28 protein-coding genes are annotated in these 25,774 nt (G+C 65.5%); 14 read left to right on the plus strand and 14 right to left on the minus strand.

What is annotated here, in order from left to right:
- Positions 1-44: 44 nt before the first annotated feature.
- From AABA86_RS24485 to AABA86_RS24510, 6 genes are all read left to right on the plus strand, one after another.
- The gene (locus AABA86_RS24485; protein ID WP_038948644.1) at positions 45-644 is read left to right on the plus strand and encodes a class I SAM-dependent methyltransferase; all 600 of its coding nucleotides are present in this window, start codon (positions 45-47) and stop codon (positions 642-644) included.
- Between the two features lie 57 nt (positions 645-701).
- Complete coding sequence (locus AABA86_RS24490; RefSeq protein WP_212243323.1) at positions 702-1,280, plus strand: NADPH-dependent FMN reductase; 579 nt, start codon at positions 702-704, stop codon at positions 1,278-1,280.
- A 6-nt stretch (positions 1,281-1,286) separates the two neighbouring features.
- Positions 1,287-1,994 carry an orotidine-5'-phosphate decarboxylase gene (gene pyrF / locus AABA86_RS24495; protein WP_212243324.1) on the plus strand — a complete coding sequence of 236 codons (708 nt, stop codon included), beginning with the start codon at positions 1,287-1,289 and terminating at the stop codon, positions 1,992-1,994.
- Between the two features lie 100 nt (positions 1,995-2,094).
- Entirely contained in the window at positions 2,095-2,406 is a 312-nt protein-coding gene (locus AABA86_RS24500) for a DUF1330 domain-containing protein (protein WP_027566211.1), read from the plus strand.
- A 181-nt stretch (positions 2,407-2,587) separates the two neighbouring features.
- Positions 2,588-3,403: a 4-hydroxy-tetrahydrodipicolinate reductase gene (gene dapB, locus AABA86_RS24505; protein ID WP_212243325.1), complete on the plus strand. Its 816-nt coding sequence runs from the start codon at positions 2,588-2,590 to the stop codon at positions 3,401-3,403.
- 23 nt (positions 3,404-3,426) lie between these two features.
- Positions 3,427-4,050 (plus strand): 2,3-bisphosphoglycerate-dependent phosphoglycerate mutase, encoded by a 624-nt coding sequence (locus AABA86_RS24510; RefSeq protein ID WP_212243326.1) that lies wholly within the window; start codon positions 3,427-3,429, stop codon positions 4,048-4,050.
- Between the two features lie 145 nt (positions 4,051-4,195).
- Here AABA86_RS24510 and AABA86_RS24515 read toward each other — a convergent pair whose 3' ends face one another.
- Positions 4,196-5,092 carry a bifunctional helix-turn-helix domain-containing protein/methylated-DNA--[protein]-cysteine S-methyltransferase gene (locus tag AABA86_RS24515; protein WP_338308720.1) on the minus strand — a complete coding sequence of 299 codons (897 nt, stop codon included), beginning with the start codon at positions 5,090-5,092 and terminating at the stop codon, positions 4,196-4,198.
- A gap of 54 nt (positions 5,093-5,146) precedes the next feature.
- Entirely contained in the window at positions 5,147-5,677 is a 531-nt protein-coding gene (locus AABA86_RS24520) for a DUF2244 domain-containing protein (protein ID WP_212243328.1), read from the minus strand.
- 22 nt (positions 5,678-5,699) lie between these two features.
- On the opposite strand from AABA86_RS24520, the gene nth reads away from it, so the two are divergent.
- The 3 genes from nth to AABA86_RS24535 all read left to right on the plus strand — a co-directional run bounded on the left by nth (position 5,700) and on the right by AABA86_RS24535 (position 9,282).
- Entirely contained in the window at positions 5,700-6,452 is a 753-nt protein-coding gene (nth, locus tag AABA86_RS24525; RefSeq protein ID WP_338308721.1) for an endonuclease III, read from the plus strand.
- An 81-nt stretch (positions 6,453-6,533) separates the two neighbouring features.
- A complete protein-coding gene (locus AABA86_RS24530) occupies positions 6,534-7,667 on the plus strand; it encodes an HlyD family secretion protein (RefSeq protein WP_338308722.1) in 1,134 nt (377 codons plus the stop codon).
- Entirely contained in the window at positions 7,654-9,282 is a 1,629-nt protein-coding gene (locus AABA86_RS24535; protein WP_338308723.1) for an MFS transporter, read from the plus strand. Before AABA86_RS24530 ends, AABA86_RS24535 begins: the two co-directional genes overlap by 14 nt.
- A gap of 6 nt (positions 9,283-9,288) precedes the next feature.
- Here AABA86_RS24535 and AABA86_RS24540 read toward each other — a convergent pair whose 3' ends face one another.
- The 3 genes from AABA86_RS24540 to AABA86_RS24550 all read right to left on the minus strand — a co-directional run bounded on the left by AABA86_RS24540 (position 9,289) and on the right by AABA86_RS24550 (position 13,102).
- Positions 9,289-10,029 (minus strand): sulfate transporter family protein, encoded by a 741-nt coding sequence (locus tag AABA86_RS24540; RefSeq protein WP_038948637.1) that lies wholly within the window; start codon positions 10,027-10,029, stop codon positions 9,289-9,291.
- Positions 10,030-10,140: 111 nt separating this feature from the next.
- Positions 10,141-10,587 (minus strand): nickel-responsive transcriptional regulator NikR, encoded by a 447-nt coding sequence (nikR, locus tag AABA86_RS24545; protein WP_338308724.1) that lies wholly within the window; start codon positions 10,585-10,587, stop codon positions 10,141-10,143.
- A gap of 58 nt (positions 10,588-10,645) precedes the next feature.
- On the minus strand, positions 10,646-13,102 hold the full coding sequence (locus AABA86_RS24550; protein ID WP_338308725.1) for a heavy metal translocating P-type ATPase: 2,457 nt from the start codon (positions 13,100-13,102) through the stop codon (positions 10,646-10,648).
- Positions 13,103-13,166: 64 nt separating this feature from the next.
- Here AABA86_RS24550 and AABA86_RS24555 point away from each other — a divergent pair, with 64 nt between their 5' ends.
- Positions 13,167-13,442, plus strand: a complete 276-nt coding sequence (locus AABA86_RS24555) for a metal-sensitive transcriptional regulator (protein ID WP_007598521.1) — start codon at positions 13,167-13,169, stop codon at positions 13,440-13,442.
- Positions 13,443-13,568: 126 nt separating this feature from the next.
- Here AABA86_RS24555 and AABA86_RS24560 read toward each other — a convergent pair whose 3' ends face one another.
- On the minus strand, positions 13,569-14,552 hold the full coding sequence (locus AABA86_RS24560; RefSeq protein WP_212243344.1) for a YiiX/YebB-like N1pC/P60 family cysteine hydrolase: 984 nt from the start codon (positions 14,550-14,552) through the stop codon (positions 13,569-13,571).
- A gap of 192 nt (positions 14,553-14,744) precedes the next feature.
- On the opposite strand from AABA86_RS24560, the gene AABA86_RS24565 reads away from it, so the two are divergent.
- Entirely contained in the window at positions 14,745-16,142 is a 1,398-nt protein-coding gene (locus tag AABA86_RS24565) for a flavin monoamine oxidase family protein (protein WP_338308726.1), read from the plus strand.
- A 163-nt stretch (positions 16,143-16,305) separates the two neighbouring features.
- On the opposite strand, the gene AABA86_RS24570 is transcribed toward AABA86_RS24565, so the two are convergent.
- The 6 genes from AABA86_RS24570 to rpmI all read right to left on the minus strand — a co-directional run bounded on the left by AABA86_RS24570 (position 16,306) and on the right by rpmI (position 21,960).
- Positions 16,306-17,076 (minus strand): sulfite exporter TauE/SafE family protein, encoded by a 771-nt coding sequence (locus tag AABA86_RS24570; protein WP_338308727.1) that lies wholly within the window; start codon positions 17,074-17,076, stop codon positions 16,306-16,308.
- The gene (gene pheT / locus AABA86_RS24575) at positions 17,073-19,481 is read right to left on the minus strand and encodes a phenylalanine--tRNA ligase subunit beta (RefSeq protein WP_338308728.1); all 2,409 of its coding nucleotides are present in this window, start codon (positions 19,479-19,481) and stop codon (positions 17,073-17,075) included. The genes AABA86_RS24570 and pheT overlap by 4 nt, the downstream gene beginning before the upstream one ends.
- Positions 19,478-19,882: an endonuclease domain-containing protein gene (locus AABA86_RS24580; protein WP_445083487.1), complete on the minus strand. Its 405-nt coding sequence runs from the start codon at positions 19,880-19,882 to the stop codon at positions 19,478-19,480. Before AABA86_RS24580 ends, pheT begins: the two co-directional genes overlap by 4 nt.
- A gap of 140 nt (positions 19,883-20,022) precedes the next feature.
- Positions 20,023-21,105 carry a phenylalanine--tRNA ligase subunit alpha gene (gene pheS / locus AABA86_RS24585; RefSeq protein WP_338308730.1) on the minus strand — a complete coding sequence of 361 codons (1,083 nt, stop codon included), beginning with the start codon at positions 21,103-21,105 and terminating at the stop codon, positions 20,023-20,025.
- Positions 21,106-21,319: 214 nt separating this feature from the next.
- Positions 21,320-21,679 carry a 50S ribosomal protein L20 gene (gene rplT / locus AABA86_RS24590; protein ID WP_027561620.1) on the minus strand — a complete coding sequence of 120 codons (360 nt, stop codon included), beginning with the start codon at positions 21,677-21,679 and terminating at the stop codon, positions 21,320-21,322.
- Positions 21,680-21,759: 80 nt separating this feature from the next.
- Positions 21,760-21,960: a 50S ribosomal protein L35 gene (rpmI, locus tag AABA86_RS24595; protein ID WP_008143958.1), complete on the minus strand. Its 201-nt coding sequence runs from the start codon at positions 21,958-21,960 to the stop codon at positions 21,760-21,762.
- Positions 21,961-22,231: 271 nt separating this feature from the next.
- On the opposite strand from rpmI, the gene AABA86_RS24600 reads away from it, so the two are divergent.
- Positions 22,232-22,636: a hypothetical protein gene (locus tag AABA86_RS24600; RefSeq protein ID WP_338308731.1), complete on the plus strand. Its 405-nt coding sequence runs from the start codon at positions 22,232-22,234 to the stop codon at positions 22,634-22,636.
- A 208-nt stretch (positions 22,637-22,844) separates the two neighbouring features.
- Here AABA86_RS24600 and infC read toward each other — a convergent pair whose 3' ends face one another.
- Positions 22,845-23,384: a translation initiation factor IF-3 gene (infC, locus tag AABA86_RS24605; RefSeq protein WP_091962567.1), complete on the minus strand. Its 540-nt coding sequence runs from the start codon at positions 23,382-23,384 to the stop codon at positions 22,845-22,847.
- A 246-nt stretch (positions 23,385-23,630) separates the two neighbouring features.
- Between infC and AABA86_RS24610 the strand changes: the two genes are divergently transcribed.
- Both AABA86_RS24610 and AABA86_RS24615 read left to right on the plus strand, forming a co-directional pair.
- Positions 23,631-24,419, plus strand: a complete 789-nt coding sequence (locus AABA86_RS24610) for an alpha/beta hydrolase (RefSeq protein WP_338308732.1) — start codon at positions 23,631-23,633, stop codon at positions 24,417-24,419.
- Between the two features lie 56 nt (positions 24,420-24,475).
- Entirely contained in the window at positions 24,476-24,961 is a 486-nt protein-coding gene (locus AABA86_RS24615) for a nuclear transport factor 2 family protein (RefSeq protein WP_338308733.1), read from the plus strand.
- A gap of 10 nt (positions 24,962-24,971) precedes the next feature.
- On the opposite strand, the gene AABA86_RS24620 is transcribed toward AABA86_RS24615, so the two are convergent.
- Positions 24,972-25,769 carry an acyl-CoA thioesterase domain-containing protein gene (locus tag AABA86_RS24620; RefSeq protein ID WP_212243372.1) on the minus strand — a complete coding sequence of 266 codons (798 nt, stop codon included), beginning with the start codon at positions 25,767-25,769 and terminating at the stop codon, positions 24,972-24,974.
- Positions 25,770-25,774 lie beyond the last annotated feature (5 nt).

A 25,774-nucleotide genomic window follows, 5' to 3' on the forward strand; every position in this document is an offset into this window, starting at 1 on the left:
ATTTTCTGACACGCCGCGGTCCCGCGGTCCCGTCCGGTCCTGACATGCCATTGCCATCGTCCGCGCGTGCGTTGAAGAAGCCTCGTCTCGACGACGAGGTGCGCTTTCTCAGATCATGGATCGAAAAGCCCCTGCACATGGGCGCGGTGATGCCGTCGGGCAAGCTGCTGGCCCGGACCATGGCCCACTACGTCGATGTCGATTCGGACGCGCCTGTGGTCGAGCTCGGACCCGGCACCGGCGCCATCACCTCGGCCCTGATCGAGCGCGGCGTCGACCAGAAGCGTCTCGTCCTCGTCGAATACAATCCCGGCTTCTGCGCCCTGCTGCGCGACCGCTATCCGCAGGCCAAGGTGGTGCAGGGCGATGCCTATCGCCTGCGTGACACGCTCTGGAACGTCCTGAGCGCGCCGGCCTCCGCAGTCGTCTCCGGCCTGCCGCTCGTGACAAAACCGATGCTGACGCGGCTGCGGCTGATCCGCGACGCCTTCACGGCGCTCGCGCCCGGCGCGCCTTTCGTCCAGTTCACCTATGCGGTGGTGCCGCCGATCCCGAAATCGCTGCCCGGCGTGTCCACAGAGGCGTCGGAACGGATCTGGATGAACCTTCCGCCCGCCCGCGTCTGGGTGTATCGCAAGCATTAATTCCGCCGGCTCGGTTCTTTGCGCGGCGGCTCGTATTCGCCGAACGCATGGAAGCGGATGTCCGCACCTAAAATCCTGGTCATTCCCGGCTCGCTGCGCACCGGTTCGCACAACGTGAAGTTGGCGGCGGTCGCCGCCTATGAATTCGCCCGGGCCGGCGTGGACGTCACCCGCATCTCGCTCGCCGATTTTCCGCTGCCGATCTACGACGGCGATCTCCAGGCCAAGGCCGGCGTGCCCAAGCATGCGGTCAATCTCAAGCGCATGATCGGCACGCATCATGGCGTGCTGTTCGTCTCGCCCGAATACAACGCCTCGGTGCCGCCGCTGCTCAAGAACGCGATCGACTGGGTCAGCCGTGTGCAGGATCCGCACGAGACGCGCGGCGAGGTGTTCCGCAACCGTGCCTTCGCACTCGCCGGCGCCTCGCAGAGCCGGCTCGGCGCGGCTCGTGCGCTGCAGGCGCTCAGGCTGATCCTGACCTCCTGCCACGCCAATGTGATTGCCAGCCAGCTCACGCTCGCCTTTGCCGACCAGGCCTATGACGATATGGACAGGCTCAAGAACGAGGCCGATATCGCCGCGTTGAAGGAGTTGGTGGCGCAATTGATCGACATTTCCCAACGCATGATGTGAGGTGACATGACGCCAGCCGAGATCGCCCCCAAGGACCGCCTGATCGTCGCGCTCGATCTGCCCAGCGTCGATGCCGCGGAGGCGACGATCAATCGTCTCGGCGACAGCGTCACCTTCTACAAGATCGGTTATCGGCTCGCTTATGCCGGCGGATTGCCGCTGGTCGGCAAGCTCGCCGACAAGGGCAAGAAGGTCTTTCTCGATCTCAAGCTGCACGACATCGGCAACACCGTGATGCAAGGCGTCGAGAGCATCACCAGGCTTGGCGCCACCTTTCTCACCGTGCACGCCTATCCGCAGACCATGAAGGGCGCGGTCGAAGGCCGCGGCAATTCGAGCCTGAAGATCCTCGCCGTCACGGTCCTGACCTCCTACAACGAGGACGATCTGCACGCGGCCGGCTATCGGCTCGGCGTCTCCGAGCTGGTCGAGGCGCGCGCGCAGCAGGCCCAGGTGCTTGGCATCGACGGGCTGGTGTCGTCGCCGGAGGAAGTCGGGGCCTTGCGCAAGATCGTCGGCCACCAGATGCATCTCGTCACCCCCGGCATCCGGCCGGTCGGTTCGGCAACCGGCGACCAGAAGCGCATCATGACGCCGGGCCGCGCGATCGCCGCCGGCGCCGATTATCTCGTCGTCGGACGGCCGGTCGTCGAAGCCGCCGACCCCAAGGCGATTGCGGAAGCCATCCAGGCCGAGATCGCGCAGGCGCTCTGAGCATGATCCGGACCCGAAGGGCCGCGTTAGCGCAAAGTGTGAAGCGGCTTTCCGATCAGATCATGCTCAAATGAAGATCAGCGACATAGGGAGAAGAACAATGGCAAAAGGCTACTGGATCGGGCGCGTCGATGTGAGCAGTGACGAGGGCTACAAGCCCTACGCCGTCGCCAACGGTCCGATCTTCAAGAAGTGGGGTGGCCGCTTCGTCGTCCGCGCCGGCAAGTTCACCACCGTCGAGGGCGCCAGCCGCACCCGCAACGTCGTGATCGAATTCCCGGACTACGAGACCGCGATCGCCTGCTACAATTCGCCGGAATACCAGGCCAACATCAAGGTGCGCCAGCCGCACTCGGTCGCCGACCTCATCATCATCGAGGGCTATGACGGCCCGCAGCCGTCTGACGGCTGAGATCCACTGTCATTCGGGGATGGTCCGAAGGACCAGACCTCAGGTGCGCAATTGCGCACCGGGGAATCTCGAGATTCCGGGTTCGGCTCTGCGAGTCGCCCCGGAATGACGGTTGCGTTGCTCCTCCCTCGGTTGCCGGAACTGCGTCCCCCCGCTACAACGGCCGTGAGAGGATCACACCATGTCCGACATGCGCCTGATTGTTGCTGGAGCCGGTGGCCGGATGGGCCGCGCGCTGGTGCGGGCGATTGCCGAGAGCAAAGGCGCGGTGCTGGCCGGCGCGCTCGAGGCCCCCGGCTCGGAGCTGCTCGGCAAGGATGCCGGTGTGCTCGCAGGCCTGCCGGCCAACGGCATCAAGCTCTCGGCCGATCTCTGGGCGATGTCGAAGGAGGCCGACGGCATCCTCGATTTCACCGTGCCGGCGGCGACCATCGCCAATGTCGCGATCGCGGCCGAGCGCGGTATCGTGCATGTCGTCGGCACCACCGGATTGTCCGGCTCCGACAATGCCGTGATCAAGAGCGTCACCAACCGCGCCGTCGTGGTGCAATCAGGCAATATGAGCCTCGGCGTCAATCTGCTGGCGGCCGTGGTCAAGCGCGTCGCCAAGGCGCTCGACCAGAGTTTTGACATCGAGATCGTCGAAACCCATCACCGCATGAAGGTCGATGCGCCATCCGGCACCGCGCTGATGCTCGGGCAGGCCGCAGCCAGCGGCCGCGGCGTCACTCTCGATGAACATTCCGAACGTGGCCGTGACGGCATCACCGGCGCGCGCAGGCCGGGCAATATCGGTTTCGCCTCCTTGCGCGGCGGCACCGTCGCCGGCGATCACAGCGTCACCTTCCTCGGCCCGTTCGAGCGCCTGACGCTGTCGCACCAGGCCGAGGACCGCATGCTGTTCGCCCATGGTGCGCTGAAGGCGGCGCTGTGGGCGCATGGCAAGAAGCCGGGGCACTACTCCATGGCCGACGTGCTCGGCCTGTCCGACATCTGATCGAACCTAACGGAAAGCAGTCAATGAGCGAACGTCTTCTCGTGCTCGTGCGTCACGGCCAGAGCGAATGGAATCTGAAGAACCTGTTCACGGGTTGGAAGGACCCTGACCTCACCGAGCTCGGCGTCAAGGAAGCCACGGAAGCCGGCCGCAAGCTGAAGGCGCACGGCCTCGTGTTCGACGTCGCCTACACGTCGGTGCTCACGCGCGCACAGCACACGCTCGATCTCATCCTCGGCGAGCTCGACCAGAAGGGCTTGCCGACGACGAAGAACCTCGCGCTGAACGAGCGCGACTACGGCGATCTCTCCGGCCTCAACAAGGACGACGCGCGCAAGAAATGGGGCGAGGACCAGGTGCTGATCTGGCGCCGCTCCTACGACGTGCCGCCGCCCGGCGGCGAAAGCCTGAAGGACACGCTGGCGCGCGCATTGCCGTACTACGTGCAGGAGATCCTGCCCGGCGTGCTCAACGGCAAGCGCACCCTGGTTGCCGCCCACGGCAATTCACTGCGCGCGCTGATCATGGTGCTGGAAAAGCTCTCGCCCGAAGGCATTTTGAAGCGCGAGCTGGCGACGGGTGTGCCGATCATCTACCGCCTCAACGCGGATTCGACGGTGGCCTCGAAGCTCGATCTGGCGGGTTAGGTTTTCGACGCGAGCACGCTGCCGTAGGGTGGGTTAGACGGCGACTGTGCGAAGCGCAGTCGGCGGCGTAACCCACCAATTCCGTCACCGTGGAAACCAAAGAGGTGGGTTACGCCTACGGCTAACCCACCCTACTAGATCTCAACTACTGCACCCCGAGCTGCCCGGCCTCCCAGCCCAGCATCGCCTGCTTGCGGGTGATGCCCCAGTGATAGCCCGTCAGCGTGCCGCTCTTGCCGAGGGCGCGGTGGCAGGGCACGACGAACGAGACCGGGTTCTTGCCGACCGCCGCGCCGACGGCGCGCGAGGCCTTCGGGCTGTTGATGTTGCAGGCGATGTCGGAATAGGACACCGCGCGCCCCATCGGGATCTTCAGCAGCGTCTCCCACACCCGCACCTCGAAATCGGTGCCGATCATCACCACGCGCAGCGGCTGGTCCGGCCGCCACAGTTTTGTATCGAAGATGCGCTGGGCGAGTGGCGCGGTGCCTTCGTGATCCCAGACATAGGTTGCGTTCCGCCATCGCCGCGTCATATCGGCGAGTGCGATCTTCTCCTCGCCAGGGTCAGCGAAGGCGAGCCCCGATAGGCCGCGATCGGTCGCGATCACGATGGCCGTCCCGAACGGCGAGGGGTGAAAGCCGTAGCGCAAGGTCAGACCGGCGCCGCCGTTCTTCCATTCGCCCGGCGACATCGCTTCGTGGGTCACGAAGAGATCGTGCAGCCGGCCCGGCCCTGACAGGCCCGAGTCGAGCGCGGCGTCGAGGATGCTCGCGGAGTCCCGCAGCAAGCCCTTGGCGTGATCGAGCGTCAGCGCCTGCATGAAAGCCTTCGGCGTGATCGAGGCCCAGCGGCGGAACAGATGGTGCAGCTCATCCGGCGTGACCCCGGCCGCATCCGCCATCGCCTCGATGGTCGGCTGCGCGCGCCAGTTCTCCGAGATGAAGGCGATCGCCCGGCGCACCGAATCATAGTCGCGCAGCGCGGCGTTCTGGGTGCCCGGCCCGGCCAGGCGCTGGTCATGTATGGCGAGTGTCATCATGACCGGAAATGTAGGAGAGGGACGGATGGGAAACCACCCGATTTCTGACTGCGCTCAGGTCACCGGATTGTAGGTCGGGCCGCGCCGGGCGGCATTCAGGGCGCCGACCAAGGCATTGTAAAAGCTAGCTTTTTCCTCCGGCCCGAGAAAGCCGGCAAGGAGCAGCCGGCGGCCGCGCGAGATCAGATAGAGGTGCTCGATGCCGTATTCCTCGTCGACCTCCTGGTCGAGCCGGACCCAGAGCGGATTGAACGTCCATTCCGAGACCTGGCCACGATGGCTGACGCGGCGCACCCGCAGCTCCGAGGGCGTGACCACGATCTCTTCGCTGGCCCGCGCCGCGCGGAAATTGGCCTTGAAGGCCCACCAGATCACGAGCACGTCGAGGCCGAAGAAACCGAACACCGGCCAGGCACCCATCATCAGGAAGGCGAGGCCCGTGACGAAGCTGACCACGCTCAGGAACAGCATCACGGCGAGGAAGCCGGTGCGGTTCAGCGAGCGGTGCGGCGTCAGCAGCGCGGAGAAGATCTGCACGTCGCGCGGATCAGGATCGCTGCCCTCAATTTCGTTGCCTGTGCTCATCGTCCCTCAGTATATCCCGATCATGGCGAAAATCACCCGCAAGCCGGCTCCGCGCAAAGCGCCGGTGCCGAAGAAGAAGGCAAAGGCGATCGTCGCGAAGCCGAACGCGCCCGCCAAGAAGACGCTCAAGGCGGTAAAGCGCTGGACGCCCGCCGAGGTCCACGAGGTCTTCAGCCGTTTCCGCAAAGCCAACCCGGAACCGAAAGGCGAGCTCGAGCACGTCAATCCGTTCACGCTGCTGGTCGCGGTGGTGCTGTCGGCGCAGGCAACCGACGCCGGCGTCAACAAGGCGACGCGCGCCTTGTTCGAAATCGCTGACACCCCGCAGAAGATGCTCGATCTCGGCGAGGAGCGCTTGCGCGAGTACATCAAGACCATCGGCCTCTACCGCACCAAGGCCAGGAACGTGATCGCGCTGTCTGCCAAGGTGCTCAGCGAATTCGGCGGCGAAGTGCCGCGCACGCGCGCCGGGATCGAATCGTTGCCCGGTGCGGGACGCAAGACCGCCAACGTCGTGCTCAACATGGCCTTCGGCGAGCACACAATGGCGGTCGACACGCATGTCTTCCGCGTCGGCAACCGCACCGGACTTGCACCCGGCAAGACGCCGCTCGAAGTCGAGCTTGGTCTCGAAAAGGTGATCCCGGCCGAGTTCATGCTGCATGCCCATCATTGGCTGATCCTGCATGGCCGCTATACTTGCCTCGCACGCAAGCCGCGCTGCGAGGTCTGCCTGATCAACGATCTCTGCCGGTGGCCGGAGAAGACGGTCTGAGATTGGCAGTGGGGGTCATTCCGGGGCGGTCCGAAGGACCGGAATGACGGCGGCAAGAGCAGAGCGTCTTGGGGTGATATCGTGAGTCAACAGGAACAAGTCCCGCCCCCGGCTGCCGCAACGCCGGCCCCATCATCGAAGCCGACGCAGCGGCCAGCCACTTCGCTGTGGAGTCGGTTCGCGATCCCGCTGTTCGCCGTGATCGTCGCGCTCGGCTTCGTCGCGCTGGCGACGCTGCGCTTCGACGAATGGGTCGGCAATGCCGTGATCCAGACCACCAATGATGCCTATGTGCGCGCCGAGCTGACGCGGCTTTCCAGCCGTGTCTCGGGCGAAGTGCTGACCGTCGCCGTGACCGACTTCCAGCGCGTCAAGGCCGGTGATCTCCTGATCCAGATCGATCCCGCCGACTACGAGGCCCAAGTCGCGCAGTCCGAAGCTTCGGTCGCCGCCGCGCAGGCCGCGCTCGACAATCTGGCCAATCAGGTCGAGCTGCAATATGCGACGATCGCGCAGGCGCAGGCGGCGCGGCTTTCCGCGGAAGCCATGGAGGTCGAGGCGCGGCAGGAGCAGGAGCGTCAGCAATCGCTGTCGCAGACCGAAGCCGGCACGCGGCAGCGGCTCGAGCAGGCGGTGGCTGCTTACGCCAAGGCGCAGGCCGACGTGCGCGCGAGCCGCGCCGTGATCGCAGCCCAGCAGCACCAGCTCGAAGTCCTGCAAGGCACCCGGAAGCAGCGTGCCGCCGATGTCGCTGCGGCCAAGGCAACGCTGGCGGGTGCGAAGCTCAAGCTCGGCTACACCAGGATATCGGCGCCGTTCGACGGCGTCGTCGGCGAGCGCCAGGTGCAGCCCGGCGACTACGTCAATATCGGCACCAACCTCATCAACGTGGTGCCGCTGCCGAAGGTCTATGTGATCGCGAACTACAAGGAGACCCAGCTGACGCACGTCGCGCCGGGTCAGCCGGTCGAGATCACCGTCGACAGTTTTCCGCGCGAGACGCTGCGCGGCAAGGTCGAGCGCATCGCGCCGGCGACGGGGGCGCAAGTCGCGCTGCTGCCGCCGGACAATGCCACCGGCAATTTCACCAAGGTCGTGCAGCGCATTCCCGTGCGGATCCAGCTCGACGACGGCCAGCCGCTGCTGGCGCGGCTGGTGCCGGGCATGTCGGTCGTTACCAGCATCGACACCAGGGACGGCAATGGCGGAAAATGACGATGCCGATCGCGGACCGCTGTCGCGCGGCGGCGTCGCGCCGCGGCCGCTGTTCGCCGTTGCGGCGGTGCTGCTCGGCTCCTTCCTCGCCAATTTCGACAGCCGCCTGACCACGGTCGGCCTGCCCGACCTGCGCGGCGCGTTCTCGCTCAGCTTCGACGAGGGCGCCTGGCTCTCGACCGCCGGCATCGGCTCGCAGATCTTCATCGCGCCGGCAGTGGCATGGCTCGCGACCGTGTTCGGGCTGCGGCGCGTGCTTGGCGTTCCGAGCCTGATCTATGCCGTCATCTCGCTGATCGTTCCCTTCGTGCACGATTATCCAACGCTGCTCGCGCTCAGCGTCGTGCATGGCCTCTTGCTCGGCACCTTCGTGCCGGCGACGCTGATGATCGTGTTCCGCAATTTGCCGATCCGCTGGTGGCTGCCGGCGATCTCGATCTATTCGATCCGCGTCGGCTTTGCGCTCGATACCTCGAGCTCGCTGGTCGGTTTCTATGTCGACCATCTCGGCTGGCAATGGCTGTACTGGCAGAGCGTCGTGGTCGCGCCGCTGATGGGGTTGATGGTCTATCTCGGCACACCGAACGAGCCGGTGAACCGCGCGCTGCTGCGCGAGGCCGATTGGGGCGGCATGCTGCTGCTCGGCGCAGGTGTCGCGATGATCTACGCCGGGCTCGATCAGGGCAACCGGCTGGACTGGCTGGGTTCGGGAACGGTGATGGCGCTGCTTGTCAGTGGTGCGGTGCTGTTCGCAGGCTTCCTCGTCAACGAGTCGCTGGTACGGCAGCCCTGGGCGCATGTGAACGTCTTGTTCTCGCGTAATATCGGATTGGGGCTGGTGCTGATCCTGCTCTACACGCTGACCAGCCTGTCCAACGCCTCGCTGGTGCCGAATTTCCTCGCTGCCATCGCCCTGCTCAGGCCCGAGCAGAGCGGCGTGCTGCTGCTCACCTATGGCGCGCTCCCGATGTTCGTGCTGGTGCCGCTCTCGATCTGGCTGCTGCGGCATTTCGATACGCGGACCGTGGTGGTCGTGGGATTCGCCTGCTTCGCCGCCGCCAATCTCTGGGGCACGCAGCTCACCCATGACTGGGCGCGCGAGGACTTTGTCGGCATCGTGCTGCTCCAGGCGATCGGGCAGTCGCTGACCCTGCTGCCGCTGATCATCACGCTGCTGTCGAACTCCGACCCGAGCCGTGCCACCTCCTTTGCCGCCTATATCCAGATCATGCGGCTCGGCGGTGCCGAGATCGGCGTGGCGCTGATGGGGACATGGCTGCGCGTGCGCGAGCAGGTCCATTCCTTCTATCTCGGCCAGAACCTCGGCGTCGGCGATGTCGATGTGGTCCGCGTCCTGAAGCAGCTTGCCGATCACTTCGCGGCCCACGGCGCCGGGCTGGCGCAGCCGCGCGCGGTCGGCACGCTGGCGGGCATCGTGCAGCGCGAGGCCAATGTGCTCGCCTATATCGACGGCTTCTGGCTGTGCTTCTGGCTCGCTGTAGCCGCGCTCGGTGTCCTCGCGCTGATCACCCGCGCCCCGCCCGGCCCGTTCACGCCGGCGCCGTTCGGCTTCGCCAAGACGGTGCTGCGGAAGTGCGGCGTGCAGGTAACGTAGAGCGCATCACCGCATCTGCCGCGCCGGCTCGATCAGCTCCGGCCGCGGGCCCGACAGCCGCTTGTGCATGTGGACCATGAAGGCCATGCCGAAGATCGGCGTCGCCAGATTCACGATCGGGATCGAGACGAAGGCGGCGATGAAGAGGCCGGCAGTGAAGATGGTGGCGGCATTGTCGCGCCGCATCGCCTTGGCCTCTTCCGGCGAGCGGAAACGCATCGCGGCGAGTTCGAAATATTCGCGGCCGAGCAGCCAGGCAGCGGCGAGGAAGAAGATCAGGAAGCCTGCGCCGGCGAAAAGCACCAGCGGCAACGCGATCAGATAGACCAGGATGGTCAGGAGCGCGGTCTTGATGCCCTCGAAGATCGCTTGGCTGAACGGCAGCGCGAGGCCCGGCTGCTCGGCGGGATAATGCTCGCGCTCGACGATGTCGGCGACGTCGTCGACGAACAGGCTCGCCACCAGCGAGGTGATCGCGGGCATCAGGAAGACGCCGCCGAACACGACGCCAAGACCCGCCGCGATCGAGACGATCCAGGACAAGACCTCGAGCGAGGTGTGCCAGCCCGGCCCGAGCAGGCCTTCCAGCCAGACCTCACCGGAGGTCGCAAACCAGCTCAGCAGCCGCTGCAGTCCGATCGCCAGCACGGTGATCAGCACGAGCGCAAGCCCGACCGATCGCCACAGGATCGAGCGCATCGGCGGCGAGATCATTTGCGACAGCGCCTTGATGGCGGCATCCAGCATGGGGGACCCTCTGAGGTAAACTACCTGCGAGAGGTAGACACCCAATGCGGCTTCGGCAAGGGAGGGCGGCTGCCCAAGGCACGACCGCGTCCGGGGCACGCAAGCTCGCTCCTACCCATGCCGGTGCGGATGCTTCCGCGCCTTCGCGGGCTTGCCTTCGCCGGTCGGGATCATCACCACGCGGCCGTAGCGCACGCCGCGTTCGGCGATGATGTGGTCGGCGAAATGCCTGACTTCGGCGGCATCGCCGCGCAGCGCCGTCATCTCCATGCAATTGTTGTCGTCGAGATGGACGTGCAGCGTCGCCAGCGCGAGGTCGTGATGGCCGTGGAACTCCTGCACCAGGCGTTTTGACAGATCGCGGGCGGCGTGGTCGTAGACATAGACGAGGCCGGCGACGCATTGGCCGGTCTGGGCGGTGTCCTCGGTGCTCTGCTGCAGGCCGGCGCGGGCGAGATCGCGGATGATCTCGGAGCGGTTCTGGTAGCCACGGGCTTCCGCCGCCGCGTCGATCTCCGCCAGCAGATCGTCCTCGATCGTGATGGTAATTCGCTGCATCAGGTCCTCTCCGCGCGTACCCGCTGAATGGACCCGTCTTACACGGATTTCGTCGCCCTCACAGCCGGGCCGCACGCAGCCGCAGCGCATTTCCGACCACGCTCACCGAGGACAGCGCCATCGCTGCTGCGGCGATGATCGGCGAGAGCAGCACGCCGAAGGTGGGATAGAGGATGCCGGCCGCGATCGGAATGCCGGCGGCGTTGTAGATGAAGGCGAAGAACAGGTTTTGGCGGATGTTGCTCATCGTCGCCTGCGACAGTTTTCGCGCCCGCACGATGCCGGTAAGGTCGCCCTTGAGCAGGGTCACGCCGGCGCTCTCCATCGCCACATCCGTGCCGGTGCCCATGGCGATGCCGACTTCGGCGGCGGCCAGCGCCGGCGCGTCGTTGACGCCATCACCGGCCATCGCGACGATGCGGCCGGCCTTTTGCAGCTTGGTGACCACCGCGCTCTTCTGGTCTGGCAACACCTCGGCCTCGACCTCGGCAATGCCGAGCCGGCGCGCCACGGCCTCGGCCGTGGTACGGTTGTCGCCGGTTAGCATGATCACCTTGATGCCTTCGGCAGCTAACGCCTTCAGCGCCTCCGGGGTTGAGGCCTTGACCGGATCGGCGATCGCGAACAGGCCGGCGAGCCGGCCGTCGACGGCCATGTTGATCACGGTGGCGCCATCGCCGCGTAGCCGTTCGGCTTCAGTGTCGAGCGTCTTGGTGTCGATGCCGATGGAGGTCAGATATCTGGCATTGCCGAGCACGATGGTCTTGCCGTCGACCTTGCCGGTGGCGCCCTTGCCGGTCGGCGAGTCGAATTGCTCGACCTGGCCGAGGGCAAGCTGCTTCTCCTTGGCCGCGCGCATGATCGCGTCAGCCAAAGGATGCTCGCTGGCGCGCTCGACGCTGGCCGCAAGCTTGAGGATGTCATCCTCCGCAAAACCTGACGCGGGCACGATCGCGACCACCTTGGGCTTGCCTTCGGTCAGCGTGCCTGTCTTGTCGACCACCAGCGTGTCGATCTTCTCCATCCGCTCCAGCGCCTCGGCGTTCTTGATCAGCACGCCGCCTTGCGCCCCACGGCCGACGCCGACCATGATCGACATCGGGGTTGCGAGGCCCAGCGCACAGGGGCAGGCGATGATCAGCACGCTCACCGCAGCGACCAGGCCGAAGGCGAGCCGCGGTTCAGGTCCGAACCAGGCCCAGGCGGCAAAGGCGGCGATCGCGACGACGATGACGGTGGGCACGAACCAGCCCGCGACCTGATCGGCCAGCCGCTGGATCGGCGCGCGCGAGCGCTGCGCGTCCGCGACCATCTGCACGATCTGCGACAGCAGCGTCTCGCGTCCGACCTTGTCGGCGCGCATGATGAAGCTGCCCGACTGGTTCAGCGTGCCGGCGATCACCTTCGCGCCGGTTTCCTTGGTCACCGGCATGGACTCGCCGGTGACGAGCGATTCGTCGAGCGAGGAGCGGCCCTCGAGGATCACGCCGTCGACCGGCACCTTTTCGCCGGGACGGACACGCAGGCGTTCGCCGGCATGGAGCGCGTCGATTTCGACCTCGTGCTCGCTGCCGTCGTCATCGACGCGGCGCGCGGTCTTCGGCGCAAGCTGAAGCAGCGCCTTGATCGCGCCGGAGGTTGCGTCACGGGCGCGCAGCTCCAGCACCTGGCCGAGCAGCACCAGCACGGTGATGACGGCAGCCGCCTCGAAATAGACGGCAACCGCACCTTCATGGCCGCGGAACGTCGCGGGGAAGATCTGCGGCACGACGGTGCCGATGATGCTGTAGACATAGGCAACCCCGGTGCCCATCGCGATCAGCGTGAACATGTTGAGGTTGCGCGTCAGCAGCGACTGCCAGCCGCGAACGAAGAACGGCCAGCCGGCCCACAGCACCACCGGCGTGGCGAACACGAGCTGGATCCAGTTCGAGAGCGTCGGGTCGATCCAGTTGTGCGGGCCGGCGAGGTGGCCGCCCATCTCCAATACCACCGCCGGCAGCGCCAGCGCGCCGCCGATCCAGAACCGCCGCGTCATGTCGGCGAGCTCCGGATTGGGACCTGTCTCCAGGCTCGCGACCTCCGGCTCCAGCGCCATGCCGCAGATCGGGCAGCTGCCGGGACCGACCTGGCGGATCTCCGGATGCATCGGGCAGGTGTAGATCGTGCCAGCGGGCATCGCGGGCTCGGGCGCCTTGTCCTTGGCGAGATATTTTGCGGGATCCGCGGCGAACTTGGTGCGGCAGCCGGCCGAGCAGAAATGGAATGTCTCGCCGTGATGTTCGAAGCGGTGCTTCGAGGTCGTGGGATCGACCGTCATGCCGCAGACGGGATCGTGCACCTTGCTGGCCGCCTCGCCATGGTCATGCGCGTGATGATGGCCGTGGCCGGCGTGATCGCCGCAGCACGAGGACGCCGCCGGCTTGGCTGCTTCCGCCTTGGCTGGTTCCGTCTTGGCCGAACAACCGCATCCGGAATGCCCGCCCGCGTCGTGATGATGCTCGTGTTCGTTCATAGCTCTCGCTCCGGCGCTTGCACCAGGTCTTGCAACCCATACCCGGTAGGGGTATATAGACCTCATGCGCAAGGACATCAAGGCATCTGTCGGAAAACGCCTCGGCCGGATCGAGGGGCAGGTTCGCGGCCTCTCGAAAATGGTAGAGGAAGACCGCTACTGCATCGACATCGTGACCCAGATCTCGGCGGTGCGTGCCGCGCTGCGCCGGGTCGAGGAGGAGGTCTTGAAGGACCACGTCGCCCATTGCGTCGAGCACGCCATTGCGAGCGGCGACAAGGCCGACCAGCGCGAGAAGATCGCGGAGCTGATGGCGGTGATCGGGCGGGCGGAGCGGTAATTTACGTCATTGCGAGTGCAACGACGCAATCCAGACGGCTTCCGTAGAGGCAGTCTGGATTGCTTCGTCGCAAGAGCTCCTTGCAATGACGATTGTTGTGGCGAGATCGCGCCACACTCGCAGCCGTTACGCCGCCCTCTCGCGGACTCGGCCACGCCGCCGCGGGCGGTACATCGCCAGTTTCTTCAGCAGCGGGATATGAGCGGGGACGGGGACGCTTTCAGCGGTCTCCGAAAGGCACGCACTCACTTGCTCAGCCGGAATCTCGTCCGGCGCCTCTTCGTCAGCCGCCTCAGGAACGAGCGGCGGCGCACTGATCGTTTCTGGAAACACACTGAATGTGCCCGCTACCTCCTCGAGCGGCTTCTGCTTGTCGGCCCAGTGCAGGGCGGTGTAGTCGAACCCGTGCACGATGGTGGGTTTGACGACTTCGAAATAGGGCGAGATGTCGAAGTCGCGGGGCATGTAGAGCGAGGAATCGCGGATGTGCAGGATCTCGCGGCGGGCGGCGCGGCTGCCGGCCTTGGTGATCTTCGGCAGGATCGGGTAACGCACGGCATCGAACGCCTGGGCGATCAGGGCCGAGCAGATGATCTTGGTCGGATCGCCGGAGCCGATCGCGATCATGCGGCGCCGCCAGCGCTGCGGAATCGGTAGCGGAAACAGGAAGCGCATCAGGTCGACGATGTTCTTGGTGTCGTAGCCGAAGCCGATGCGGTTGATCGCATAGCGGCACACCGTGGTGCGGTCCTCATAGGACAGCCCGACCGGGCGGCAGACCCGGGTGTGATAGGGGAAATATTTCGACAGCGGCGCCGAGGTGACGCCTTCGCCGATATTGGCTTCGATCAGCACATGCGGTTCGCCGTCGGGCTCCGCGGCGCCCTCGATCGGGCCGACATAGAGCGCGGCATGCGACCAGGTCGACTGCGTCAGATATTTGATGATGCCGGAGATGCGGTTGTTGCCTTCGACCAGCAGCACGTCGCCGGGTTCGATCACGCCGCGCAGGTGCTCCGGGTCGCTCGGCGTGAACGGTTCGTAGCCCGGCACCTCCTTGGAGAGGTACGCGGCAATCAGCTTGCCGACTGAATCTAGGACCGTCCCCATTTCAAACTCCCCCCACGGCCTTTTCCGGCCGTCTTTTTCCCTTCTCTATCATGGTCGAAACGTCTTGCAATTCGGTTCATCACTCCGTGACATCAAGCACGATTGATTCACCATGATGGTTGCCGTGCAACATCAGATGCGGCAAGGTTCGCTGACTGTTCCCGTTCGCCGCAAGTCCTCGGAAACCATGACATGACAATCACGCGCCGCGGTTTCCTTTCGGCGTCGGCGGCCCTTGCCGCGATGCCGGTCCTGCGCGCGACCGCCGCGCCCCTGCCGCGCGAGGCCGATATCGTCGTGATCGGTGCGGGGGCCGCCGGAATCGCCGCGGCGCGGCGCATCATGGCGACGGGACGCAAGGTCGTCGTGATGGAAGCGGCATCGCAAGTCGGCGGCCGCTGTATCACCGACAGCACCACCTTCGAGGTGCCGTTCGACCGTGGTGCGCGCTGGATGCACAATCCCGACACCAATCCGATGATCCGGCTGGCGCGCAATGTCGGGCTGGACGTACTGCCGGCGCCATCGGGCCAGAAGATGCGCATCGGCCGGCGCAACGCGCGCGCGGGCGAGACCGAGCAATTCCTGGCGGCGCTGGTGCGCGCCAATCGTGCCATCGACGATGCCTCGCGGGCCAAGCTGGATACCTCTTGCGCCTCCGTGCTGCCGAAGGATCTCGGCGACTGGACGGGCGCGGCCGAGTTCATGCTGGGCGCGGGCTTTGCGGGCAAGGACCTGAAGGAGCTGTCCGCGATCGACAAGGGACGCGCGCAGGATCGCAACGCGGCGATCGCCTGCCGTCAGGGCCTGGGCACGCTGATCACCAAGCTCGGCGAGCAGGCGCCGGTGGCGCTGTCGACGCCGGCGAGCCGCATCAGCTGGAGCAACCGCGACGTCAGCGTGGAGACGCAAGCCGGCAAGATCGCAGCGCGCGCCGTCATCGTCACGGTCTCGACCAACGTGCTGACATCGGGCGCGATCAAGTTCACGCCCGACATTCCCAAACGCACGTTGGACGCGGCGTCAAAGCTGGGCCTCGGCAGCTATGATCGGATCGTGCTGCAATTGCCCGGCAATCCGCTCGGCCTGTCGCGCGACGATATCCTTATCGAGCAGAGCAATTCGGCGCGCACGGCGCTGATGTACGCCAATATCGGCGGCTCCTCGCTGTGCTCGATCGACGTCGGCGGCGCGTTCGGCCGCGATCTCTCCGAGCAGGGCGAGAAGGCAATGGCGGCCTTCGCCCGCGAATGGATCACAAAACTGTTCGGCAGCGAGGCCGCGGTCGCCGTGCAGAAGACCAGCGCGACGCGCTGGAACGCCTCGCCCTACGTGATGGGCGCGATGTCGGCGGCCTCCCCGGGCGGTCAACTGTCGCGGAAAATCCTGACAGAGCCGATCGGCAATGTGTTCCTCGCCGGCGAAGCTACGCACGAGACGCTGTGGGGCACCGTCGACGGTGCCTGGGAAAGCGGCGAACGCGCCGCGGACGCAGCCTTGCGCAAGATCGGTGCGCTCAAGGACGAGCCCGCCGACGTGCCGACGCAATCGACCAAGCGCCGCAGGGCGCCGCGGCAGCAGGGCAACTAAGCCGCAACAAACTCCGCTGTCGTCCCGGACAAGCGAAGCGCAGATCCGGGACCCATACGCCCAGGGAGAAGTTTGGCGAAGACTTTGCGCCTGGTACTGCAACCGATCTCACTCGTGAGATCACGCGGTCTGGGTCCCGGCGTTCGCCGGGACGACGGATGGATCAGCGCAACACCCCGTCCAGCAGCGGCAGTCCCGCGATCACGGCCATCGCAATCAGCCCGTAGCAGATGCTGCGAAACACCTTCTCGCTGGCGCGTCCGAACAGCGAGGCGCCGAATGCGACGCCAGCCGCATAGACCGGCCCGACGATCAGCGAGAGCACGAGCGACTCGCGGCTGATCAGACCCGTGGACGCGTAACTGATCATCGAGAAGAAATCAGACGCGCCGAAGAACAGCACGATATTGGCGCGCGCGACGATCGGCGCGACCGGGCGGCCGAGCCAGTAGCCGACGATCGGCGGGCCGCCGGTCTGCGCGAGGCCACTACAGAAGCCCGACAGGCCGCCAATGCCGACCGAGAGCCAGGTGTGGTCCTTGCCGCGATAGCGCCAACCCGACAGCAGCAGGAGCAACAGCGCGGCGACGAAGCAGGAGATGATCCAGCGCGTGGTGACGGGCTCGAGCACGCTGAGGAAATAGGTGCCGACGGGCACGCCGACCAGCGCGCCCAGCACGATGACCGCGGTCGCCTTGCGGTCGGCCTTACGCCAAGCGTCGGGCAGCAGCGGTGCCGCCGCGACGAAATCGATCACCAGAAGCAAGGCGGCGACGAGCCGTGGCGCAGCAATGCTGCTTGCCAGCGGCATGAAGATCAGCGCCGAGCCGAAGCCGGAGAAGCCGCGTGCAGTGCCGGAAACGAAGGCGACGGCGCAGAGCGCCATCGCAATGGTGAGGCTGACATCCTTCGGAAGGAAGTCCGCAATACTCATCCCCGCAGCGTGCCGCCGGTCTTCTTGGTGACCTCGGCCACGATCTTCGCAGCCACGGCCTCGATCTCCTGGTCGGTCAGTGTCTTCTCGCGCGGCTGGATCGTCACCGCGATCGCGATCGACTTCTTGTCGTCGTCGATGCCCTTGCCCTCGTAGACGTCGAACACGTTCACGCCGGTGATCAGCTTCTTGTCGACGCCTTGCGCGGCCCGCACGATGTCGCCGGCCTTCACGGTACGATCGACGATGAAGGCGAAGTCGCGCGTGACGGGCTGGAATGCCGACAGCTCGATCACGGGCTTGGCGCGGGTCGGCTTCTTCTTCGCCTCGGGGATGCGGTCGAGGATCACCTCGAACACCATCAGCGGACCGTCGGCACCGAGCGCTTCGAGCGCTCTGGGGTGCACCTCGCCGAAAGTGCCGAGCACGTTCTGCGGCCCGATCTGGATCGTGCCGGAGCGGCCCGGATGCAACCATGCCGGCCCGCGGGCGACGATCTGCAGCGCCTGCATCGGCGCGCCTGCGGCTGCCAGCACGGCCAGCGCATCCGCCTTGGCGTCGAACACATCAGCCTGGGCCGAGCCCGACCAGTGCCGTCCCAGACCTTCAGAGGAGGCAAATCCGCGGCGTACGCCGCTCGCCGCCATGAACTGGTCCTGCGGACGGTCGCCTTTGAAGATTTGGCCGACCTCGAACAGCGCGACATCGCTGACGCCACGATTGGCATTGGCTTGTGCGGCCGCGATCAGGCCCGCCAAAAGGGTCGGGCGCATGTCGGAGAGGTCAGACGCGATCGGGTTGGCGACTTCGAGCTCGCGCTGGCCGCCGCCGAACAATTTCGCCGCGGACTTCGTGATGAAGGACCAGGTCACCGCTTCGATGATGCCGCGGCTTGCGAGCGCGCGCCGGGCGCGGCGCGTGCGCAGCTGGAGCGGCGTCAGCACCGATTTGCGCGCGTCCTCGCCGCGCTCGAACGGCGTCATTGGCACCTTGTCGACGCCGTAGATGCGGACGATCTCCTCGACGATGTCGGCCTTGCCGTGTACATCCGTGCGCCACGACGGCACCGCAACCTTCACCACCGGGCCGGGGCCTGCCATCATGAAGCCGAGATGGGTCAGGATGCGCTTCATCTCCGGCTGCGGCACCTCGATGCCGGAGAGGCGCTTGACCTCGGTCACGGGGAAATCGATCACCCGGTCGTCGCCAAAGGCCTTGCCGACCACGATGGTCTCGGACGGCGCGCCGCCGCACATCTCCATCACGAGCTTGGTCGCCAGCTCCAGCCCCGGCACCATGAAGGCCGGATCGACGCCGCGCTCGAAGCGGTAGCGCGCATCCGAATTGATGCCGAGCTTGCGGCCGGTCTGGGCGATGTTGATCTCGTTCCACAGCGCCGATTCGATCAGCACGTCGGTGGTATCATCGTCGCAGCCGGAGGCTTCGCCGCCCATGATGCCGGCGAGCGATTCGACGCCGTGCTCGTCCGCGATCACGCAGATGGCGGGATCGAGATTGTAGGTGCGGCCGTCGAGCGCGAGCAGCGTCTCGCCCTCGCGCGCGCGGCGCACGACGAGATTGCCCTTCACCTTCCTGGCGTCGAACACGTGCAGCGGCCGCGCGCGGTCGTAGGTCATGAAGTTGGTGATGTCGACCAGCGCGTTGATCGGACGCAGCCCGATCGCGGTCAGCCGCTTCTGCAGCCATTCCGGTGACGGACCGTTCTTGACACCGCGCACGAGGCGCAGCGCGAAGCCTGGACAGAGTGTGGAATCCTCGACCGTGACCTTCACCGGGCACGCGAACTCGCCCTTGATCGGCTTGATGGCCGGGTCTTTGAACTTGCCCATGTCGGCGGCGGCGAGGTCCCGCGCGATGCCGTGCACGCCGGTGCAGTCCTGCCGGTTCGGCGTCAAATTGATCTCGACCACGGGATCGCCAAGCGCGGCCCATTCGGCATAGCCGGCGCCAACAGGCGCATCCGCCGGCAATTCCATGATGCCGTCATGGTCGTTGGAGATCTGCAGCTCGGCCGCCGAGCACAGCATGCCGCGGCTCTCGACGCCGCGGATGGTGCCGACACCGAGCGTGATGTCCTTGCCGGGAATGTAGGTCCCGGGGGCCGAGAACACGCTGACGAGGCCGGCCCGCGCATTCGGCGCGCCGCACACGACCTGCACCGGCGCACCGCCGTCACCGGTATCGACCATGCAGACGCGCAGGCGATCCGCATTCGGATGCTGCTCGGCCGAGATCACCTTTGCAATGGTGAAGGGCTTCAGCGCCTTGGCCTTGTCCTCGATGTTCTCGACCTCGAGCCCGATCATGGTGAGCTTCTCGGCGAGCTTGTCGAGAGGCTCGTCAGTCTCGAGATGATCCTTCAGCCAGGAGAGGGTGAATTTCATGGCTGTGTGCCTCGGCTCTTGTCGGTGGAGTTACTGTGGTCGGTGCCAGTGTTCCCTCCCCCCTTGTGGGGGAGGGGCAGGGAGGGGGGTGAGCCGCGGGCTCCGGCTGAAGTGGCCTGGCGAATTGTCTCAACAACTCCCTCCAAGTTCGACATCACCTGTTCGTTGGTGAAGCGCAGAACCTGAAAGCCCTCGGCTGCGAAGAAAGCGTCGCGACGCTCATCCTTCTTCTGACGTTCTTCGAAATCGTGGGATTCCCCATCAAGCTCGATGATGATCTTCGAAGAGAAGCGGACGAAGTCGGCGATGTAGTTTCCGATTGGCGTTTGGCGGCGGATGCCAACACCATCCATGCGGTTAGCCTTCAGATAGCGCCACAGCAGTGTTTCGGCGCGCGTCATCGTTCGCCGAAGCTGCTTGGCTCGGCTGCGCTGACGTTCGCTCACAACTGCGTGCGGCATCCGCGGCTACCCCCCTCCCTGACCCTCCCCCACAAGGGGGGAGGGAACAGAGAAAGTCTTTGCGTGTCTGGGCGCGAGCATCACGAGCTCAGCCCTCCAGCCAGCGTTGGCACTTCGAGCGGCTTGAAGCCGTAATGGGACAGCCAGCGGACGTCGCTGTCGAACAGCTGGCGCAGATCGGCGATGCCGTATTTCAGCATGGCGATGCGGTCGATGCCCATGCCCCAGGCGAAGCCCTGGTACTCGTCGGGATCGATGCCGCAGGCGCGCAGCACGTTCGGATGCACCATGCCGCAGCCGAGAATCTCGAGCCAGTCCTCGCCCTCGCCGAAGCGGATCTCGCCCTTGTCGCGGCGGCACTGGATGTCGACTTCCAGCGACGGCTCGGTGAACGGGAAGAACGACGGGCGGAAGCGCATGTTGATGTGGTCGACCTCGAAGAACGCCTTGCAGAACTCGTGCAGGATCCATTTGAGGTGGCCGAGATGCGAGTGCTTGTCGATGACGAGGCCTTCGACCTGGTGGAATTGCGGCGTGTGGGTCGCGTCCGAATCGATGCGGTAGGTGCGGCCCGGGCAGATCACGCGGATCGGCGGCTTCTGGCTCAGCATCGTGCGCACCTGCACCGGCGAGGTGTGGGTTCGCAGCAGCATGCGCGAGCCGTCCTCCTTCGGATGGAAGAAGAAGGTGTCGTGCATCTCGCGCGCCGGATGGCCTTCCGGAAAATTCAGCTTGGTGAAGTTGTAATCGTCGGTCTCGATGTCGGGGCCTTCGGCAACCGAGAATCCCATGTCGGCGAAGATTGTGGTCAGCTCGTCCCAGACCTGGCTCAGCGGATGGATGCGGCCGGCCTCGGTCGGGGCATCGCGCAGCGGCAGCGTGACGTCGACGGTCTCGGACGCGAGCCGCGCATCGAGTGCCGCCGATTTCAGCACGTCGCGCCGCGCGGCGAGCGCCTGGGCAACTTCGTCCTTGGCCTGGTTGATCGCGGCGCCTTGCGTCTTGCGCTCGTCCGGCGACATCTTGCCGAGCGTTGCCAGCAAGGCTGAGATCGAGCCCTTCTTGCCGAGCGAGGCAACGCGGACGGCTTCGAGCGCGGCCTCGTCGGCGGCGGCGGCGATGTCGGCGATGATCTGGGCTTGGAGCTGGGCAAGATCGGTCATGGCAATCCCTTTTGGCCAGGATGCTGAGCCGATGATCCTAGCCCGTCAGACCCGGCGTTGCGCCGGGCTTCCACGTCGGAGAAGTGTTTGCGCGAGTGATGACGGCCGGGGCAGTCAAGCGCCGAGACGCGCCTCTGCCCGGGCCATCACAAGTTCAACGCTGCGCAGAGGACAGTGGAGGACGGCTTACGCCGCCAGCGCAGCCTTGGCCGCATTACGCCGCAAGGGCGGCCTTGGCCTTCTCGGCGATCGCCTGGAACGCCGCGGGCTCGCTGATCGCGAGATCCGACAGCACCTTGCGGTCCACGGTGATCCCGGACTTGGCCATGCCGTCGATAAATCGGCTGTAGGTCAGGCCGAACGGGCGGACGGCAGCGTTGATGCGCTGGATCCAGAGCGCGCGGAAGGTCCGCTTCTTGCGCTTGCGATCACGGAACGCGTACTGCTGGGCTTTCTCCACGGCCGGCTTGGCGGCGCGGATGGTGTTCTTGCGGCGGCCGTAGAAACCCTTGGCGGCCTTGTAGACTTTCTTGTGCTTGGCGTGGGCGGTCACACCGCGTTTGACGCGTGACATGACAAATATCCTTCAGAGGTGACTTGGTTTTCGGATCGCCGCGCGGAACGCGGCGGAGCTGGCAATGATCTTGGACGCGATCAGGCGTTCGGCAAGAAGTACTTCTTGACGTTGTCGCCGTCGGTCTTGAACAGCACCGCGGTGCCGCGCAGTTGACGGATCTGCTTCTTCGTCCGCTTGATCATGCCGTGACGCTTGCCGCGATGGGCGAACATCACTTTGCCGGTGGCAGTCACCTTGAAGCGCTTTTTAGCGCCCGATTTGGTCTTCAGCTTGGGCATTTGGCTCTCCTAATGGCCACAGAGATCCGCCCGCGAAGGCGGCTGGCCGTCAAAAATGCTCGTTAGAGCGTTGATTGTGCTCAAGTTTTGCGAACAAGCGCGAAACCCGCACGAAACACCGCCACGGCAGCCCTTAATCAGCCGGGCGATGAAGGCTGGGCTTATGACAGAGGACAAGCCGATTGGCAACGATGAACCGGCGAAACCAGCCCGGCGACTATTCGGAATTGCGACCCTCATGTCCAAGCCTGTCGCCTGGAGCAGGACCAAAATGGCCCATTTTTCCCGATCGCTTCCCTCTTTGACGGTTTTCGCCCGTCCGCGCCATCTGGCGCTTCTGGCCGTGCTCGCCACGACCACGCTGCCATCGACTGCCGATGCCCGCATCGGCGGCTATGACGGCATCTGGAACGTCACCTTCGCCACCACGCGGGGCAATTGCAGCTCCGGCTACAGCGTCCCCTTCACCGTGACCGGTAGCCGGGTGTCGTCTGCCGGCGGCGGCCGGGTCTCCGGCAAGATCAATCGCGGCGGCGCGGTCGCAGTCCAGGTCTCGGTCGGCGCCTCCCACGCCAGCGGCGGCGGCCGGCTCGCCGGCGTGAACGGCGCCGGTTCGTGGAACGGCATCATCTCCGGCGACCGCTGCAGCGGCACCTGGCAGGCGACAAGGACCTGAGATCGCAATCACGGAGACGGTGCACTCCCTCTCCCGCTTGCGGGGGAGGGTTGGGGAGGGGGTATCTCCGCAAGCGAGAACCCCCCAAGAGGAGAAAGCCCTCACCCGGCGCTTCGCGCCGACCTCTCCCGCGGCTCGCATGATCCCTTAAACAAAACGGCCCGCCGGATGTCCGGACGGGCCGTTGAATCTCAACTGAAAACAAAGCTCAGCGCGGCGCCAGCACCATGACGACCTGACGGCCCTCGAACCTGGCGTCCTGCTCGACCTTGGCGAGCTCGGCGACGTCGGTCTTGATCTTGTCGAGCAGCTTGGTGCCGATCTCCTGGTGCGCCATTTCGCGGCCGCGATAGCGCAGCGTGATCTTGACCTTGTCGCCCTCTTCGAAGAACCGCTGCATCGCGCGCATCTTCACGTCGTAATCGTGGTCGTCGATCATCGGGCGGAGCTTGATCTCCTTGATCTCGACGATCTTCTGCCGCTTGCGGGCTTCGGCAGCTTTTTTCTGGGCCGAATACTTATACTTCCCGTAGTCCATGATCTTGCAGACGGGAGGGCTGACGTTCGGCGAGATCTCGACCAGATCCATGCCGGCTTCCTGGGCCATGCGGATGGCGGCAACGGTCTCGACCGTGCCTTTGTTGTCACCGGCCTGATCGATCAGCTGGATCTGCGCATTGCGAATATCATCATTGATGCGCGGCCCGTCTTTGCTGGCGACGGGCGGGGCTTTATTGGGACGGCGAATGGGTGGTTCTCCAAAGTTGTGAAAGAGGCCGCTACTTTGCAGGAAGATACGTTTGCCGGCAAGCAATTCGCTCGTGCGCGAAACGAAAAACCCTCAAATGCGAGGTATTTCGGTCACGCCTAGGCACGCTGACCGACATAGACACCTTGCTTCCGTTCCGCAAGCGTCCCAAAGGGACAATGCCGGTCTCCGGCGTTGCGGAATTCGACCCGACAGCTCAAACCGCGCAGCCAGGGCAAACGTTCCATGAGCCATGCAATTCCCAATGCCGTGCTCGGCTCCATCGATGTGGGCGAGGGCCCGTCCGCGCGCAGGATCGCGGTGCGCAGCCGGCACGGACAGGGACCCGGGCTGGTCTGGCTCGGCGGATTTAAGTCCGACATGCAGGGCAGCAAGGCCCTGGCGCTGGACGCCTGGGCCCGGGATCATGGCCGCGCCATGGTCCGGTTCGACTATTCCGGTCACGGCGAATCCGGCGGCGATTTCGCCGATGGAACCATCGGACGTTGGCTGGAGGAGTGCGTGGCGGTGTTCGAGCGGTTCTGCGCCGGTCCGCAGGTCCTGATCGGCTCCTCCATGGGCGGCTGGATGGCGCTGCTGCTCGCGCGCGAGATCAGGAAGCGTTCTGGTGCGGCCTCGCTCGCAGGGCTCGTGCTGATCGCGCCTGCGCCGGACTTCACCGAAGAGCTGATGTGGAAGAATTTTTCGCCCGCGGTGAAGCAGGAGATCGAGACCAAGGGCCTCTGGCTGCGGCCATCCGAATATGGCGACGGCTCACCCTATCCGATCACGCGGAACCTGATCGAGGAAGGCCGCAACCATCTCGTGCTCGGCAGCGCCATCGATCTCGGCTGCCCGGTCCGCATCCTGCAAGGCGCGAAGGATCCCGACGTGCCCTGGCAGCACGCATTCGCGCTGACACATCGCCTGCCGGCCGACGACGTCGTGCTGACCATGATCCAGGACGGCGATCACCGCCTCTCCCGCCCGCAGGACATCGCGCGCATTCTTGCCGCGGTGGCGGAGATGGGGTGATTGTTCACTTCATTCTCCTCTTGTGGGAGAGGGAAGAAGGACACCGGGAGGCAACAATGACCACCACCGCCATGCTGCGCGCGTTCTGTGATGCCGTCGAGCAGCGCAACGGCAAAGCATTCGCCGAGCTGTTCACCGAGGACGGCGTCTATCACGACGTGTTCTACGGCGCCTTCGCCGGCCGCGAGAAGATCGCTGCGATGATCGACGACTGGTTCTATCGCACGGCGACCGATTTCCGCTGGGACATGCACGATCCCGTCACCGACGGCACCACGCTCTATGCGCGCTACACCTTCAGCTATCGCTCGACCTTGCCAGAGGCGAACGGCGCGCGGGCGATGTTCGAGGGTGTCGCGATCATGACGCTGAACGGCGGCAAGATCGTGAGCTATCACGAGGTCGCCAATACCGCGCCAGCGTTCGTCGATCTGAAGTTCGCACCCGAGCGGATTGCCAAGATCGTCGCCAAGCAGGGCGCGGAGCTGAAGGTACGGCCGGAGATGAAGCGGCATCTGGTGCACGGCGCGGACCCGGATTGACGGCGGAGAGCTACCGCTTCGACGGATTCGTCATCGGCTTGCGCTGCGCCAGTGCGGCCACCGTCGCGGTGCCGATCGGGCCCTGCTCGTCATAGAGCCAGCATTCGCCGATCGCGACGCCGTCGGTGGCGTGATGGTTCACCACCTCGAAGCCGATCCAGTTCGTCACCGGCAGTCGGTGCAGATAGATCGTCACGTCGCTGTTGATGTAGCCGAGCCCGTTGTCGCCGGCGTTCGCAAACGGGCTGGCGAAATCGGCGCCGGTGGCGACATGGACGAACGGCGTCATCGGCACGCCGGCGACGAGCTCGCGCACCTCGCTCATCCAGAGCTTTCGCGGGCCGAGCGAGCCCATGTGGCCGACGATGGGGCGCGTCGTCCATTTGCCGTTCATGCCGAGCCTGGGATCGGTGGGTTTTGGAATGTCGGCCGGCTTCGGCGCGTCCCAATTCGGCGGCGACCAGACATTGCCGTCCGGATTTTGCGTCTTGCGCAGCAGCTGGCACGAGGCACGCGCCATGCTGACACCGCCGGAGACGAACTCCGCCTCGACCACGCGGATGCGCAGGCCGTCGCGCACCAGGCGCGTCGTCACCTCGATCGGCTTGTCGATGGTCGGCAGCCGAAACATGTCGACGGTGAGCCGCGCCGGCACCAATTCGGGACCGGAATGGCGCTCCTCGATCGCAAAGCCGAGCAGCCCGACGACGACGCGTCCGTGCAGCGATTTTGGATCCCACGGACCATTGGCGGCTTCCGTCGGATGGAATGTATCGCCGTCGCGGGTGAAGAAAGGCAGGTTTGTCATGCGCG

This window comes from Bradyrhizobium sp. TM233, assembly GCF_036247965.1.
Classification (GTDB): domain Bacteria; phylum Pseudomonadota; class Alphaproteobacteria; order Rhizobiales; family Xanthobacteraceae; genus Bradyrhizobium; species Bradyrhizobium ottawaense.

Coding starts and splice junctions, on each gene's coding strand:
- AABA86_RS24565 (WP_338308726.1), top strand. CDS start 14,745: ATGACAATCACGCGCCGCGGTTTCCTTTCGGCGTCGGCGGCCCTTGCC.
- AABA86_RS24580 (WP_445083487.1), bottom strand. CDS start 19,882: ATGACGCGCGCCGAAACACTGCTGTGGCGCTATCTGAAGGCTAACCGC.
- AABA86_RS24490 (WP_212243323.1), top strand. CDS start 702: ATGTCCGCACCTAAAATCCTGGTCATTCCCGGCTCGCTGCGCACCGGT.
- nikR (WP_338308724.1), bottom strand. CDS start 10,587: ATGCAGCGAATTACCATCACGATCGAGGACGATCTGCTGGCGGAGATC.
- pyrF (WP_212243324.1), top strand. CDS start 1,287: ATGACGCCAGCCGAGATCGCCCCCAAGGACCGCCTGATCGTCGCGCTC.
- AABA86_RS24600 (WP_338308731.1), top strand. CDS start 22,232: ATGGCCCATTTTTCCCGATCGCTTCCCTCTTTGACGGTTTTCGCCCGT.
- rpmI (WP_008143958.1), bottom strand. CDS start 21,960: ATGCCCAAGCTGAAGACCAAATCGGGCGCTAAAAAGCGCTTCAAGGTG.
- rplT (WP_027561620.1), bottom strand. CDS start 21,679: ATGTCACGCGTCAAACGCGGTGTGACCGCCCACGCCAAGCACAAGAAA.
- pheS (WP_338308730.1), bottom strand. CDS start 21,105: ATGACCGATCTTGCCCAGCTCCAAGCCCAGATCATCGCCGACATCGCC.
- AABA86_RS24550 (WP_338308725.1), bottom strand. CDS start 13,102: ATGAACGAACACGAGCATCATCACGACGCGGGCGGGCATTCCGGATGC.
- AABA86_RS24610 (WP_338308732.1), top strand. CDS start 23,631: ATGAGCCATGCAATTCCCAATGCCGTGCTCGGCTCCATCGATGTGGGC.
- dapB (WP_212243325.1), top strand. CDS start 2,588: ATGTCCGACATGCGCCTGATTGTTGCTGGAGCCGGTGGCCGGATGGGC.
- AABA86_RS24620 (WP_212243372.1), bottom strand. CDS start 25,769: ATGACAAACCTGCCTTTCTTCACCCGCGACGGCGATACATTCCATCCG.
- AABA86_RS24555 (WP_007598521.1), top strand. CDS start 13,167: ATGCGCAAGGACATCAAGGCATCTGTCGGAAAACGCCTCGGCCGGATC.
- AABA86_RS24500 (WP_027566211.1), top strand. CDS start 2,095: ATGGCAAAAGGCTACTGGATCGGGCGCGTCGATGTGAGCAGTGACGAG.
- AABA86_RS24485 (WP_038948644.1), top strand. CDS start 45: ATGCCATTGCCATCGTCCGCGCGTGCGTTGAAGAAGCCTCGTCTCGAC.
- AABA86_RS24540 (WP_038948637.1), bottom strand. CDS start 10,029: ATGCTGGATGCCGCCATCAAGGCGCTGTCGCAAATGATCTCGCCGCCG.
- AABA86_RS24515 (WP_338308720.1), bottom strand. CDS start 5,092: ATGATGACACTCGCCATACATGACCAGCGCCTGGCCGGGCCGGGCACC.
- AABA86_RS24535 (WP_338308723.1), top strand. CDS start 7,654: ATGGCGGAAAATGACGATGCCGATCGCGGACCGCTGTCGCGCGGCGGC.
- nth (WP_338308721.1), top strand. CDS start 5,700: ATGGCGAAAATCACCCGCAAGCCGGCTCCGCGCAAAGCGCCGGTGCCG.
- pheT (WP_338308728.1), bottom strand. CDS start 19,481: ATGAAATTCACCCTCTCCTGGCTGAAGGATCATCTCGAGACTGACGAG.
- AABA86_RS24520 (WP_212243328.1), bottom strand. CDS start 5,677: ATGAGCACAGGCAACGAAATTGAGGGCAGCGATCCTGATCCGCGCGAC.
- AABA86_RS24570 (WP_338308727.1), bottom strand. CDS start 17,076: ATGAGTATTGCGGACTTCCTTCCGAAGGATGTCAGCCTCACCATTGCG.
- AABA86_RS24615 (WP_338308733.1), top strand. CDS start 24,476: ATGACCACCACCGCCATGCTGCGCGCGTTCTGTGATGCCGTCGAGCAG.
- AABA86_RS24510 (WP_212243326.1), top strand. CDS start 3,427: ATGAGCGAACGTCTTCTCGTGCTCGTGCGTCACGGCCAGAGCGAATGG.
- AABA86_RS24560 (WP_212243344.1), bottom strand. CDS start 14,552: ATGGGGACGGTCCTAGATTCAGTCGGCAAGCTGATTGCCGCGTACCTC.